The organism is Catalinimonas locisalis, from assembly GCF_038039535.1.
Lineage (GTDB): Bacteria > Bacteroidota > Bacteroidia > Cytophagales > Cyclobacteriaceae > Catalinimonas.
The window spans coordinates 171,450-184,748 of record NZ_JBBPHP010000004.1; the positions used below are offsets into that span (position 1 = coordinate 171,450).

Here is a 13,299-nt window from a genome sequence, read left to right on the forward strand (position 1 = left end):
ATTCTATACCGCTTTATCAAAAAAAGTGGCTAATTTTGCAATTCACTCAATCTAATCGATCAGAAAAATGGACCAAGCTACTGCATTAGAAAAGCAATTTGAGAAAATCCCTACGGCTATTTTTGAGGATTCCGATCTTGCATCTAAAGAAATTGCCAAGACCATACGAGACCTGATTGTTGAAAAACAACAGCAAGGTAAAAAAGCCGTTCTGGGTTTGGCTACCGGTTCCTCTCCTACCCGAGTGTACGAAGAGCTGGTCAGGATGCATAAGGAAGAAGGACTTAGCTTCAAAAATGTAATCACTTTTAACCTGGATGAATACTATCCTATTGAACCGGACAAGCTGCAAAGCTATGTGCGCTTCATGAAAGAGTACCTCTTTGATCATGTAGACATAGATCCGGAAAATTACAATATTCCGGACGGTACCGTACCCATTGAGAAAATCAGTGAGTACTGTGTGTCTTATGAAAACAAGATCAAAGAAGCGGGAGGTATTGATATCCAGCTTTTGGGTATCGGTGGCACCGGACACATTGGTTTCAACGAACCAGGATCCAGAGAAATGTCCCGCACCCGTTTGATCACCCTGGATAAAATCACACGTACTGCCGCTGCCAGCGACTTCTTCGGAGAGGAATTTGTCCCTCGCAGAGCCATTACCATGGGTGTACAAACTATTATGGAGTCTCGCCAGATCATCCTGATGGCCTGGGGAGAGGGAAAAGCTTCCGTGATCCAAAAGGCAGTAGAAGGTCCTGTTACCGATCAGATTCCCGCTACTTTCTTACAGGATCATGCTAATGCCCAAGTGATTGTTGACGAAGCTGCTGCTGCCGAGCTTACCCGGGCCAAAACGCCCTGGCTGGTAGGGCCATGCCATTGGGACAAGAAACTTACCCGCAAAGCAGTAGTCTGGCTGTGTGAAAAAGTAGACAAACCCGTACTGAAACTGACTCCTGAGGATTACAATGAGAATGGTATGAGTGATCTCATTGCTGATCATGGTCCGGCTTATGACATCAACATTCGCATCTTTAACGAATTGCAGCATACCATTACTGGCTGGCCAGGTGGTAAGCCCAATGCCGATGATAGCCAGCGCCCCGAAAGAGCACAGCCTTTCCCTAAGCGCGTACTAATTTTCAGCCCACACCCTGATGACGACGTTATCTCTATGGGAGGTACTTTGCTTCGCCTGGTTGATCAGGGACATGATGTGCATGTAGCTTATCAGACGTCAGGAAATATTGCGGTATTTGATGAGGACGCTCTTCGTTTTGCCGACTTTGCCAAAGATTTCAAAGAGGTATTTGACCTGAAAGATGAAAAAGTAGATGCTTTATTTAACGAAGTTTTCAAAGCTACTGAGAGTAAGCTTCCTGGTGAGGTAGATCCTCGCCCTGTACAGTTGATTAAGGGCTTGATTCGTCGTGGAGAAGCGAAAGCGGCTTGCCGCTACTGTGGTATCCCTGAAGACAATTATTATTTCATGGACATGCCTTTTTACGAGACTGGAAAGGTACGTAAGAAGCCGCTAGGTGAAGAAGATATTCAGATTACCGTAGACTTACTGAAAAAGGTAAAACCTCATCAGATTTATGCAGCGGGTGACCTTTCTGATCCTCACGGTACACACCGGGTATGTCTGAGCGCTATCATGCAGGCGGTAGATCGTTTGAAAAATGAGGAGTGGATGAAAGACTGCTATGTATGGCTGTACCGCGGTGCGTGGCAGGAGTGGGACATTGACCAGATTGAAATGGCAGTGCCTATCAGCCCGGTAGAATTGATGAGAAAGCGTCGTGCAGTATTTAAGCACCAGTCTCAGAAAGACCGCCCTCTCTTCCCTGGCTCAGACCCCCGAGAGTTCTGGCAGCGTGCTGAAGACCGTAACAAAGGCACCGCCGATGCTTATGACAAGCTAGGCTTAGCTGAATACGAAGCCATGGAAGCCTTCGTAAGATATCACTTCTGATAAATATAAATCTGTTTTGAAAACGAAAGGGTAGCTGCTTGGCTACCCTTTTTTATTTTTCGTACAGTTCCAGCGGCAGACCGTCCGGGTCGGCAAAGAAGGTAAAACGCTTTTCGGTGAGCTTATCTGTCCTGATCTCTTCACAATTGATACCTTTCTCTGCCAAAGCCTGCACAGCTTCTGCTACATTTTCTACCTCAAACGCCAGATGTCTTAAGCCTCTGGCTTCCGGCCGGCTGGGTCGTGGAGGAGAGCTTGGAAAAGAAAACAATTCAATCACATACTGCCCATTCAGAGCGAGGTCTAACTTATAGGATTGTCTTTCTTCACGATAGACCTCTCTTACCACTTGAAATCCGAGTATTTCAGTATAAAAGTGCTTAGACCGCTGATAGTCAGAGCAAATGATGGCAATATGGTGTACACCTTTGAGTTGAAGCATACTGCTAAAATAAAAAAGGTAAAGTCTTTCGCTCAATTTATTAATTGAACGTCAAACTTTACCTTGAATAATGACTAAAATATTTTTATGCCGCCTTTCTGGCTTCTCCGATTTTCACCTCTTTACGTTTGTTCAGGTGAATCACGCCTACTTTATCCAGCATAAGAATAACCAGATACGTTGGGTCTATTTCGTGCCAGCGGAAACCGCCAAAATTAGCTCTGGAGCCGTGTTTATGGTGATTGTTATGATAGCTCTCGCCCATCATCAGGAAGTCAACCGGCAGGAAGTTTTTAGAAGTATCGCTTACTTTAAAGTTGACATAACCATACTTATGAGCAAACCAGTTGATGATTGCTCCGTGGATAGGAGACATCAGAAACTGAACAGGAAGCAATAACCACAACCACCAAACGGTAGCAAACTGCATGTAAATTAGTACGTAGATAGTGCCCCAGAAAATACGAGAAACCCATGAACGGGCAAATTTGTCAAAAACATCCCAACGAGGTACTCCTTTGGTAAATCTTTCTTCTACCTCGTACTTGCCGCTACAGATAGCCGAATAAATGGTTTTGGTTTTCCACATCATCCTCCAGATCGTTTCGTCGTAAGTAGGTGAGTGTGGATCTTCGGGAGTATCAGCGAAAGCATGGTGCATGCGGTGCATCACCCCGTAGCCATAGGCACTCAGATAGTTAGAACCCTGAAAAATCCAGGTAAGCACGAAAAATATTTTTTCGGCAGTTTTTGACATGGTAAATGCTTTATGCGCAGCATACCTATGCAAAAAGAAGGTCTGGAAGAATAATGATAAATACCAGTGGGCTACAAAGAAAGCGAGAATTACGTACATAAGCTTTAGTTAAAATAAGAGTCTGTTTCTATACACCTTTCCCTTTAAATGGGATATTTTCTTAAGAAGACAAGTGAGAAATTGAAATGTGACAGAAAGGGAAAAGTTTTTTTTTACTTTTTTTGAAGTGTAAACTTATTCACCTCCTGGCTGATCTGGTTTACAAATTCGGATAGCTGTCCGAAGTTGCAGGCTTTTTTGAAGCTTTCCAGCAGTTGTAAGGGTTGTGGATCTGTTGAAGTTTTTTTTCTGTTTTCCTGTTGAAGTTTTTCTTTAGCTCTGAAAAAAAGCTGACGGCAGTTTTCTTTTTTCTTACCGAAGATTTCCTGTAAATCTTCATATTCAAAGTCAAACACTTCACGAAGCAAATAAATTCCTTTTTCTACCGGCTCCAGTTTTTTGTGTATGAGCGCCAGGGCTTCCGAAAGTTCATTTTCCAGATCAAAACGAGGGAGTTCAAACTCACGATATTTTTCCAGCAGTTCACTGTTCTTCAGATTGCTGAAATACTCGCTCTTTTTCTTGCGGAAAGAATTGAGGTGATTGATACAATTATTGGTGACGGTGCGGATCAGATAAGCCTTAGTGTTTTCTATCTTTTCATGATCTATGGTAAGCCATTTCACAAAAGTATCCTGTACGATATCTTCAGCATCCTGCAAAGAACCCACCATGCGCAACGCTATGGCGTAAAGCAAAGGCTGATAAAGCGATATGGTCTGTGTTTGGCTCAATTCTTTATAAACATAGTAAATTTAGTGCCAGAATATCAAAGACAAAGTTAAATATTGAAAATTATCTACAAAATTTTTCAACAGGCTTATTCCCGGTCATTAAGCTACTTTCCTGTATCTACCCAACCGTGTTGTCCTTCACTTGTTCTGACAAAAAGCAGAGAATCATAATTAGCCAACACTTCTGTAGTTCCGGCAATCCAGTCGCCCCTTACTGGCTCACTTTCATAAGGATTGTCAAAGTAAAATTTATCTTCATTCCCAAGTGTGAGCTGCTGGCTAGCCTTTCCCAGAGGCTCTACAAGGCTATCATGGATAAATCCTTTTTGCTCATCAGGCAGAGAAACACGGTACCAGCGGTTGCTTTTGCCTTCAACATTTAACCAGGTATGCTGAGGGAAACTCCCCATAACTTCCGAATCTGTAGTTGGTCCCTTGCGGATATTGGAAAGTGTGGCTTTGGTACGCACAGCAATCCCTACTTTGGAAGGGTCAGTTGCCAAGATTTGCTCTTCAGTAAGCAAAGAATGCACGAAGGGATAAGGGTCTACCGCGCCTCTGCCCATCTTGTAGATGCTAAAATGCAGATGCGGAGGCGTAGTACGGGCATTACCGGTATTACCCACAAAGCCTAAAGTATCTCCTACAAAAACTCGCTGTCCCGGCCTTACTGCCTGACTATCCAAGTGTGCATAATATAGCCGGAAACGGTTTTCTATGCTACTTAACCAGACGACTTTGCCTCCCAGACCACTTTGCATTCTGTGCCCTACCACTCCATCGCTCACTGCCAATACTGGCGTACCTTTGGGCGCAAAGATATCTATACCTTTATGACTTCTTTTGCCTCCATCACGGAGTGCACCAAAGAAACTGCCTACAGCTTTACTATTGATCCCACTTACCGGAAAAGACAGTGAGGGCTGAAAATTAATGTTCAAGTTGTAAGCGCCACCCCGCAATAGTTCTGGTTGAATGCGCAAGGCATGCCAGCCACTTTCTTCCACTTCGTACTGAAGCTGAGGTAAAGTATCGGCTGAATGCAAAAGTTCAAGGCTGCTGTCTTCTTCTACGGAAAATACATCTATGAAAATGGTAGCTTCCGGCTGAGCCAGCGTTTCCAGATTAATGTGAATCTGCTGTCCCTCACGTACAGGATACCTCAGGCTAAGGGCTTTAGGTTTTTCAGGGGGAAAATAACCTGTTTCATGATAAGGCAGCTCAATCAGCAGAGAATCTTCCAGGCTCATTTCACCTGCTTTTAGCCAGTCTGTTCCCAGTGCTGTCTGGTCCAGTTCGTTTTTTTGCAGTCTTTGCAGGTACTTTTCGTAGGGAGAAGATTTAGAAAAAAGCTGATCTATTTGTTTGCTGCTGCTACAAGCAGCTATGACAAACAGAATTATGATTATATATAGACTATGAAATATTGATCGCATAGGTTAAAAGTGTAAATGACTCATCCTCTAACACAAAAGCTTGCAGGATTATTTCCTGACTTATAAATACTTATAGCCTGAGCAACTCAATGCTTATAGCTTGTTGAGTACAAAATAGACATGAGAAGATTGATTGAAATTTCCTGGTACAAAACCAGCGATTTTTACCTCCTCAACTGCAAACCCATTATTTTCCAAGAGTGTGGTCCATTCATTTATGCTGCGAAATCCGCAGGGAAAAGCCATCTCTGGCACTCCCACTGCCAAGGCATTGGCCAAAAAATCAATCAGGATGATGCAGTCTTTTTGTGTAGCGTAATCAAATTGAAGAAAGTCCGAGAGAATACTCTGCTGAGCTTTCAATTTTTTAAGCTGGTGCTGATAAGCAGGGTGATTTTTGATTTCATTTTCTGGCAACATCACATCTTCTTCAATGATCAGCCTCCCTCCCTCAGCGAGTGAGTTTCTAATATTTTGTAAGAAAAACCCCTGGGCTTCGTCGGTATTGCCTACATGATGGAGTACCGCCAGGCAAGTCATCGTATCGTACTTGATTTCACTGAAGGTATTGGGCTGAGAAAGATCCAGCGTCTGAAAACCAATCTCATCTTTAACCGCTTCGGTACGCCAGTCCATTACATCTATACCCGCTAGCTGATGAAAAGACTTATGATGGTGCTTGAGAAAAGCCACAAAATCACCTCCCCCGCAACCTATATCACAATAGGATTCGCCTTGCAGGTAATCTTTTATCTTTTCGTAGCGCCTGCGCAACTTCCGCTGATGCTTGTAAAGCTGATAAGCTTGTAAAAATTCGTCAAACCAAATCTCATCCCGAGGCTGCTTATTTCGGGAAAGCTGCGCGAAAAGCGGAAAAAGCTCCTCAGGTGAATGCTGAATTTGTTCAATCCTCTGAAAGGCGGAGGTAACCAGATACTGGCATTTTTCTATAACTACTTCTTCATTAATAGATTGAGGGTCAGGATGATGCTCCACGATAGCCTCCGCGTAATTCCTTTTCATGATGTACTGCACAAACTTTCTGGCATCAGTACTGGTAAAAGAATTTAAGAACGTACGGGCTTCGCTTAGTTTCGCCATATTTAATGTCAATGATTAGGATAAACAGTAATAAATACTCAATTCAATACATTCAAGTGCGAAAGCACTTCATTCATATTAACTTAAGCACAAGTTAGTATCTTTGCTTAAACCACAATTTTTGTATGCATCTCATTTTTTTTGATACGCCGATCATTAGAGATAACCTTAAGCCGTTTACGCTTACCCGGCCTATAGCAGAAATTCGCTCAGGTATTCTTACTATGCGTGAAAAATGGATTCGTAGGCTTGTCTCCTCCCTTCAGCCTAGTTATTTTACTGAAGCTTACTTACAAAAAAAATATTCTTTTCATGTATCTGGAGCCAATAAGCTTCTCTTCATCAATGCCAGTGTCTATCCTGATGAAGCACTACAACAGGCGGTAGCTCAACTGGCTGAAGGTCAAACTTTAAAACAGGGAGAGCTGCTCATCGCAGCTCATACATCACCTAATCAGTTTAGTACGCTTGATCATCAGGAGTATGACACACCTTACAAAGAGGCTTTTGAGCAACTGAAAAGCATGCTTTCTCCTCTTCAGAATGTTGAATATACCCCTCAGCTTCAACAGCTTACGCAGCCCTGGCACATTTTTCTGCAAAATGCGGAGCAAATCAAAGCAGATTTTGATCTAATTACGAAAAACCGACAGTCAGCTCAACTGGATGATCCGCATACCATTGTATATGGTAAGCAAGAAGATATCTTTATTGAAGAAGGTGTCTCTATCAGGGCTTCCATATTAAATGCAGAAGCTGGCCCTATTTATCTGGGAAAAAATGCTACTGTTCACGAAAATGCAGTGATCAAGGGGCCTTTTGCCATGCTGGAAGGTTCGCATGTGAACATAGGCAGCAAGATCAGAGAAGCGACCACCATTGGCCCCCACTCCAAGTTGGGTGGAGAAGTAAAAAATGTAGTGATATTCGGCAACAGCAATAAAGGTCACGAGGGCTTTCTGGGAAACTCTGTGATAGGTGAATGGTGCAACTTTGGGGCAGATACCAATGCCTCAAACCTGAAAAACAACTATAAACCCGTCAAAGTGTGGAATTATGGGACACATCGTTACGAAGATAGCGGCGAACTTTTCTGCGGACTGATGATGGGTGACCATAGCAAATGTGGAATTAACACGATGTTCAATACGGGTACTGTAGTGGGGGTATCTGCCAATATCTTTGGTACTGGCTATCCCGGAAAGTTTATTCCCAGTTTTAGCTGGGGAGGCATAGAAGAAAGCAGCGTATATCGCATTGAAAAGGCGCTGGAGGTAGCCCAACATGTAGTACAAAGACGCGGATTGCAGCTTTCAGAGGCTGATATTGAAATACTGAAATATATATATGAGCACTGCCAGGCAGAATCGGAAAAGTGAGTATGAAACTCTTTTTTACCCCCTGTACTTTATTTTGTTTTTTTAAACAATTGATTACAAAAACACTTATCAAATTCACTTCCAGATAGTAAAGGCAGGGTGTATAGAGAAAATCTTCTTATTGTCATATCATTTATGATTTTTGTTAAAAGCTCACAAAGATTTCTCGCACTGCTTTTGTGGTGTACGTAAAGTATCTTAAGTAAAAATCGCTACAAATTTTTAAGCTTATGTGTGGAATTGTTGCCTATATAGGTCATCGTCAGGCTCACGAAGTAGTCATCAAAGGACTTAAACGCCTTGAATACCGTGGATACGATAGTGCCGGGATTGCCCTTAATCATAATAACTTAAGCGTATATAAGAAAAAAGGAAAAGTTTCTGAGCTTGAGGGGCACTTACAAAATGAAATCACTCCTGATCTGCTTAATAGTCAGGTGGGTATGGGACATACACGTTGGGCTACGCATGGTGTACCTAATGATGTAAATGCACACCCTCACTATTCCGGAAATGGCAAACTGGCTATTATCCATAATGGCATCATTGAAAACTATGACGCGCTGAAGAAAGAATTGCTTCAGAAAGGGCATGAGTTTAAGAGCGAGACTGATACCGAAGTGCTTATCCATTTCATAGAAGATGTTAAGCAGCACAATGGTTTTACGCTGGAAGAAGCAGTAAGAATAGCATTGAAAAGAGTAGTGGGCGCTTATGCCATTGTTGTCATGTCAGAGGATGAACCGGATATGCTGATTGCAGCACGCAAAGGCAGTCCGCTTGTACTTGGCTTGGGAAAAGACGAATTCTTCTTTGCTTCGGACGCCACCCCTATTGTAGAATATGCCAATGAAGTAGTTTACCTCAATGATGATGAGGTTTGCGTAGTACAAGGCGGCACATTTCATATTAAAGACCTTAACGATGTTCCTTCTGATCCCTACATCCAGACGATAGATATTGAGTTGGAAGCCATTGAAAAAGGTGGTTTTGACTATTTCATGCTCAAAGAGATTCATGAGCAGCCCAAATCCATCAGCGATTGTATGCGAGGCCGTCTGAATGCTGAAACCGGCACCTTAATGATGGGGGGTATTCGTGACCATATTGACGAACTCGTCAATGCCAACCGTATTGTTATTGTAGCCTGCGGTACTTCCTGGCATGCTGGCCTGGTTGCAGAATACATTTTAGAAGACTTATGCCGTATACCGGTAGAGGTAGAATATGCTTCTGAGTTCCGTTATCGCAACCCGGTAATCAACCCCGGAGATATCGTAATCGCCATTTCTCAATCCGGAGAGACAGCTGATACTTTAGCAGCGGTAGAACTGGCAAAAAGCAAAGGAGCTACTGTATTAGGCGTTTGTAATGCTGTGGGTTCATCCATCGCCCGTGCTTCTCATGCCGGTTCTTACACCCATGCCGGACCAGAAATTGGCGTAGCCAGTACCAAGGCCTTTACAGCTCAACTCACCGTGCTTACGATGTTTGCTTTGCTCATCGGCAAAAGCAAAGGAACCCTGAGCGATGAGGAATATAGTAACTTGCTCAGAGAGATGAGTCAGATCCCTCAAAAAGTAGAAAAGGCTCTTAAGCTCAATGAGCAGATAGAGTATATCTCGCAAATTTACAAAGATGCTCCCAATGCCATTTATCTGGGACGCGGACACAACTTCCCGGTGGCGCTGGAAGGTGCTCTGAAGCTAAAAGAAATCTCCTACATTCATGCTGAAGGCTACCCTGCTGCTGAAATGAAGCATGGTCCTATTGCATTAATTGACGAAGAGATGCCGGTAATTTTTATCGCTACTCAGGATGGGTCCTATGAAAAGATTGTATCCAATATACAGGAGGTAAAAGCCAGAAAAGGACAGGTCATCGCCATTGTGACAGAAGGTGATACCCAGATTGCTGAAATGGCAGATCATGTGCTGGAAGTACCTAAAGCCAATCAGCAGCTGATGCCTCTGATTTCTGTGATTCCTCTGCAACTACTCTCTTATCATATCGCAGTATTAAGAGGATGTAATGTTGATCAGCCCCGCAATTTGGCAAAATCTGTAACAGTAGAATAAAAGCTCAGCAGAAAATAGTTGTTATAGGGAAAGAATAAAGTTTGTCCCGCTTCTTGCGAGGCAGAAAACAATCGCATTAAATTTATCTGTACTAGATAGATACTTTCTTTTGATTTCTTGTAGGTTTGAAGCACTCTCTTATTTGGAGTTAATTTTTCATGCTTGTTTGATTATCATTTATTCTGTTATTCGTCTGAGTTTTGAAAAAATCACACTTTGCAGATTTTTTTTATTAACATCTTATTATGCCTTCATGCTGGTTGCTTATTACATCCTCCAACATGGATATATCATGTCTTTAAAAACGGCTTTTCAGTTTTGTATTTGCTTGATGTTGTGAGCTTATACTGCTAACCGCTTTCGCCAAAGGGTATATAATCCTACTACCAGAATATATTCAAATGCAATCAGCCAGAATCCTGGATCACCGAAAAAAGCAAGATAGCTTCCTCCCATTGGCATAATAAAAACGGGCACTGTGATCAGGGCGTCAAAACACATGGCAATGCCAAACATGCCTGCGCCGAATACAAAACCATTGGTAATATTCTCCTGGCGGTAATAAAAACGAGTGCCAACAATCGCACTTGGAATCAGTGCAAGCATGAGTACTAAATTGGCCTGGAATTCTGCATCTTCTAAGATGTTGAAAAAGAATGATACAGTGTAGGCACTTACTCCCAATACCCAGGCAATGGCCGCAGCAAAAAACAATCTTTTGATGTTCATGAGTTTAGTATTTCTATGTTAAAAACAAATTCATCATCGCTCATAGTTTTGCTCAAATTTGAGCGGACTATGAGCGATGCATGATTACATTTCAGATAGAGAAAAGACTTAGCTGATCGTTTCTACGCTGGCATTCCAAACACCGGTAGCTGCTGTGTCTTTGGCATAATCTGCAAAGTCCTTAGGTTTTCTGCCCAGCACTTTTTCAATATCTCCCGAAATCTGATTGTTACCTTCAGCATCTAGTACATTGGTAAACAGGTAATTGATCAACCACACATAATCTGCGGGTACGCCTGCCTCTTCCAGCATCTGGATATAAGCATTCATGGAGATAGGAGTAAACCTAATCTCTCTTCCTGTTGCCCTGGAGATTTCGCCGACTATTTCAGGAAAGGTAAGCAGGCGAGGCCCTGTAAGTTCATAGACTTTTCCGTTGTGATTGTCATTGAGCAAAGCTTCCACCACCACCGCAGCAATATCGTCGGTATCTACATAGGGCACTCTGGCTTCTGCTTTAGGCAGCGCCACATGTCCCGCCAGGATGGGATCCAGGAAGAAGCTTTCGCTGAAGTTCTGGTTGAACCAGCTGGCCCGTACTATGGTGTAATCCATGCCCGAATGCATCACTATTTGTTCGCAAAGTTCTGCCTCTCTCTCACCCTTGCCGGAAAGCAGCACTATCTTCTTAATACCACTTTTCCTGGCTTGATGGGTCAATGCTTCAATGGCATCCAAAGCGCCGGGTACGGCCAGATCGGGTTGGAAAGTAACGTACATCTTCTCTATACCTTCCAATGCTTTTGCCCAGCCCGCAGGATCCTGCCAGTCAAAAGCAGGATTGGCTTTGCGAGAGCCGATGCTTACATTTTGTTGAAGTGCCTGAAGGCTTTGTACTACTTTGCGACCGGTCTTGCCGGTTCCACCGATTACTAAAATGTTACTTGTCATGATACTTTTATTTAGAGATTTGAGAATGATTAAATGATTTTTGAATGGGAAAAGACTGCTAGTAGGGAAAGCAGAAAAGCAAGGACTGAGAAGACTGTTCTGATCATATGCAGACGATTCCACAGCCCTTCGTACTGTCTCCGACTGCTGAGCATTTGCTCAGGATTCAGTTCGCTCAACTGCAAGGCATCCAGGATATTGTTTAGCGGAACATTGCCGAAGGCTGTCACGCCAAAGGTGCCAATGAGGTAGGTAAGCGCTGCTGCCAGCATGAGCCAGAAGCTTAGTCCTGCCTGGTATTGCTGAATGGTACTCGTAACAAGTAGCAGCAGACTTCCGAAGAATATCAGGAAAAAAGCAGGATTCAGAATCGCCCGGTTGATGGATTGCATGGTCTCCAGATAAACCATATCCGTCACTTTTCGGGTGCCGGGGATTACCGAAACTGCCCAGGCGTAGAACAGGCCCGCCGAAAGGCCAGTCAGCAGTACGGCTGCCAACAGGGTGATTGTTTTGATGGATATTTCCATAGCTGTCACTTTTTGATTGTCAATGAGACAAAGCTATGGCATTACGCTCCGGGTGATTTGTCTGAAAAGGAGTAGGATTTGTTCGTAAAGGATTTTCCGAAAGGATTATTGTTTGATCTGGCTGGGACGGAAGCCAAACTTTTTGGCAAAGGCATTGGAAAAAGAACTGAGGCTATCATAGCCTACCTGCCAGGCAGCCTCCTGTATGCCCATTCCCTGATTTCGGATCAGTTCATGCGCCTTATCCAGTCGTTCATTGTGCAGGTACTTAAAGACCGGTACACCGAACAGGGCCTTAAAGCTTTTCTTGAGTTTAAAAGTGTTCAGTCCGATTTGCCGGGATAGCTCGGACAGCGAGGGTGGAGCTTCCAGATTGTCAGTCAGAATTTCTCTGGCCATTTGTAACTTATCTCTTTCGGCCATCGGGATGCCGGATTCACTCATCATGGAGAGTTGCCCAAAGAAATGAGCCAGCAGTGAAGTCATCTGGCTGCGGAAAAACATCATCTTTGCCTTGCCGGTATATTGTATACGAAACACCTGCTCAACAATAGCCTGCATCTCCGGACTCATAAAAAAGCTGGGGCCTTCTACATAATGGTCTTGGGGATAAACCAGCTGGTGCAGCATTTCTCCGAACAGCTCTCCCTCCTGGTTGGGAAGTTTTTTGAGATTGCGTATGGCAGTAGCCACCACAATACACTCCAGTGGCCGGTCAGCAAATACGTTGTGGACAAACTCAACCTGCTCATCCGCATAAAAAGAAAGAGCCAAGCCATTTGTGTGTTTGAATACTTTATTGGCTTCGCCATACCTGACGGTAAGCTCCACATTACCCGAACCATAAAAGGCAACGCCAATGACCGGCTCGTCAAAAAAGCAGGAGTCCACGGAAGGCTGATCGGTGCTGGCTTCCTCTACCAGTATGGTAAAATCGTTGATATCAATGATGTCCCTGGTCATGAGGCATGATAGATTATACTTACTAAACTACCAATTTATTGAAAGGGAAAAAGAGCGTAGTTGAAAAAAAGAAGCAGCATCCACACAAATGGACTATTATCATACTTCTGTAAGGCCTC

At 43.4% G+C, this 13,299-nt stretch carries 12 protein-coding genes; 3 read left to right on the top strand and 9 right to left on the bottom strand.

Features of this window, described 5'->3' with window-relative positions:
• Positions 1 to 67 precede the first annotated feature (67 nt).
• A complete protein-coding gene (nagB, locus tag WJR50_RS07970; RefSeq protein WP_341292721.1) occupies positions 68 to 1,981 on the top strand; it encodes a glucosamine-6-phosphate deaminase in 1,914 nt (637 codons plus the stop codon).
• 52 nt (positions 1,982 to 2,033) lie between these two features.
• Here nagB and gloA2 read toward each other — a convergent pair whose 3' ends face one another.
• From gloA2 to WJR50_RS07995, 5 genes are all read right to left on the bottom strand, one after another.
• The gene (gene gloA2, locus WJR50_RS07975) at positions 2,034 to 2,423 is read right to left on the bottom strand and encodes an SMU1112c/YaeR family gloxylase I-like metalloprotein (RefSeq protein ID WP_341292722.1); all 390 of its coding nucleotides are present in this window, start codon (positions 2,421 to 2,423) and stop codon (positions 2,034 to 2,036) included.
• An 85-nt stretch (positions 2,424 to 2,508) separates the two neighbouring features.
• Complete coding sequence (locus WJR50_RS07980; protein WP_341292723.1) at positions 2,509 to 3,279, bottom strand: acyl-CoA desaturase; 771 nt, start codon at positions 3,277 to 3,279, stop codon at positions 2,509 to 2,511.
• A 113-nt stretch (positions 3,280 to 3,392) separates the two neighbouring features.
• The gene (locus tag WJR50_RS07985; RefSeq protein ID WP_341292724.1) at positions 3,393 to 4,013 is read right to left on the bottom strand and encodes a sigma-70 family RNA polymerase sigma factor; all 621 of its coding nucleotides are present in this window, start codon (positions 4,011 to 4,013) and stop codon (positions 3,393 to 3,395) included.
• A gap of 104 nt (positions 4,014 to 4,117) precedes the next feature.
• Positions 4,118 to 5,449, bottom strand: a complete 1,332-nt coding sequence (locus WJR50_RS07990; RefSeq protein WP_341292725.1) for a peptidoglycan DD-metalloendopeptidase family protein — start codon at positions 5,447 to 5,449, stop codon at positions 4,118 to 4,120.
• A gap of 93 nt (positions 5,450 to 5,542) precedes the next feature.
• Entirely contained in the window at positions 5,543 to 6,550 is a 1,008-nt protein-coding gene (locus WJR50_RS07995) for a class I SAM-dependent methyltransferase (RefSeq protein ID WP_341292726.1), read from the bottom strand.
• A gap of 125 nt (positions 6,551 to 6,675) precedes the next feature.
• Here WJR50_RS07995 and WJR50_RS08000 point away from each other — a divergent pair, with 125 nt between their 5' ends.
• Together WJR50_RS08000 and glmS are read left to right on the top strand one after the other, a co-directional pair.
• Positions 6,676 to 7,929 (top strand): putative sugar nucleotidyl transferase, encoded by a 1,254-nt coding sequence (locus tag WJR50_RS08000; protein WP_341292727.1) that lies wholly within the window; start codon positions 6,676 to 6,678, stop codon positions 7,927 to 7,929.
• Between the two features lie 230 nt (positions 7,930 to 8,159).
• The gene (gene glmS, locus WJR50_RS08005) at positions 8,160 to 10,007 is read left to right on the top strand and encodes a glutamine--fructose-6-phosphate transaminase (isomerizing) (protein WP_341292728.1); all 1,848 of its coding nucleotides are present in this window, start codon (positions 8,160 to 8,162) and stop codon (positions 10,005 to 10,007) included.
• A 342-nt stretch (positions 10,008 to 10,349) separates the two neighbouring features.
• Here the strand turns inward: glmS and WJR50_RS08010 are convergent, their stop codons facing one another.
• The 4 genes from WJR50_RS08010 to WJR50_RS08025 all read right to left on the bottom strand — a co-directional run bounded on the left by WJR50_RS08010 (position 10,350) and on the right by WJR50_RS08025 (position 13,180).
• Entirely contained in the window at positions 10,350 to 10,736 is a 387-nt protein-coding gene (locus tag WJR50_RS08010) for a DUF5367 family protein (protein WP_341292729.1), read from the bottom strand.
• 108 nt (positions 10,737 to 10,844) lie between these two features.
• Positions 10,845 to 11,687: an NmrA family NAD(P)-binding protein gene (locus tag WJR50_RS08015; protein ID WP_341292730.1), complete on the bottom strand. Its 843-nt coding sequence runs from the start codon at positions 11,685 to 11,687 to the stop codon at positions 10,845 to 10,847.
• A gap of 29 nt (positions 11,688 to 11,716) precedes the next feature.
• Positions 11,717 to 12,217: an anthrone oxygenase family protein gene (locus WJR50_RS08020; RefSeq protein ID WP_341292731.1), complete on the bottom strand. Its 501-nt coding sequence runs from the start codon at positions 12,215 to 12,217 to the stop codon at positions 11,717 to 11,719.
• A 105-nt stretch (positions 12,218 to 12,322) separates the two neighbouring features.
• Complete coding sequence (locus WJR50_RS08025) at positions 12,323 to 13,180, bottom strand: helix-turn-helix domain-containing protein (RefSeq protein WP_341292732.1); 858 nt, start codon at positions 13,178 to 13,180, stop codon at positions 12,323 to 12,325.
• Between the last annotated feature and the right edge of the window lie 119 nt (positions 13,181 to 13,299).

Bases quoted from the DNA above. Each gene is read 5' to 3' on its own strand.
- nagB (WP_341292721.1), top strand. From the start codon at position 68: ATGGACCAAGCTACTGCATTAGAAAAGCAATTTGAGAAAATCCCTACG.
- gloA2 (WP_341292722.1), bottom strand. From the start codon at position 2,423: ATGCTTCAACTCAAAGGTGTACACCATATTGCCATCATTTGCTCTGAC.
- WJR50_RS07980 (WP_341292723.1), bottom strand. From the start codon at position 3,279: ATGTACGTAATTCTCGCTTTCTTTGTAGCCCACTGGTATTTATCATTA.
- WJR50_RS07990 (WP_341292725.1), bottom strand. From the start codon at position 5,449: ATGCGATCAATATTTCATAGTCTATATATAATCATAATTCTGTTTGTC.
- WJR50_RS07995 (WP_341292726.1), bottom strand. From the start codon at position 6,550: ATGGCGAAACTAAGCGAAGCCCGTACGTTCTTAAATTCTTTTACCAGT.
- WJR50_RS08000 (WP_341292727.1), top strand. From the start codon at position 6,676: ATGCATCTCATTTTTTTTGATACGCCGATCATTAGAGATAACCTTAAG.
- glmS (WP_341292728.1), top strand. From the start codon at position 8,160: ATGTGTGGAATTGTTGCCTATATAGGTCATCGTCAGGCTCACGAAGTA.
- WJR50_RS08010 (WP_341292729.1), bottom strand. From the start codon at position 10,736: ATGAACATCAAAAGATTGTTTTTTGCTGCGGCCATTGCCTGGGTATTG.
- WJR50_RS08015 (WP_341292730.1), bottom strand. From the start codon at position 11,687: ATGACAAGTAACATTTTAGTAATCGGTGGAACCGGCAAGACCGGTCGC.
- WJR50_RS08020 (WP_341292731.1), bottom strand. From the start codon at position 12,217: ATGGAAATATCCATCAAAACAATCACCCTGTTGGCAGCCGTACTGCTG.
- WJR50_RS08025 (WP_341292732.1), bottom strand. From the start codon at position 13,180: ATGACCAGGGACATCATTGATATCAACGATTTTACCATACTGGTAGAG.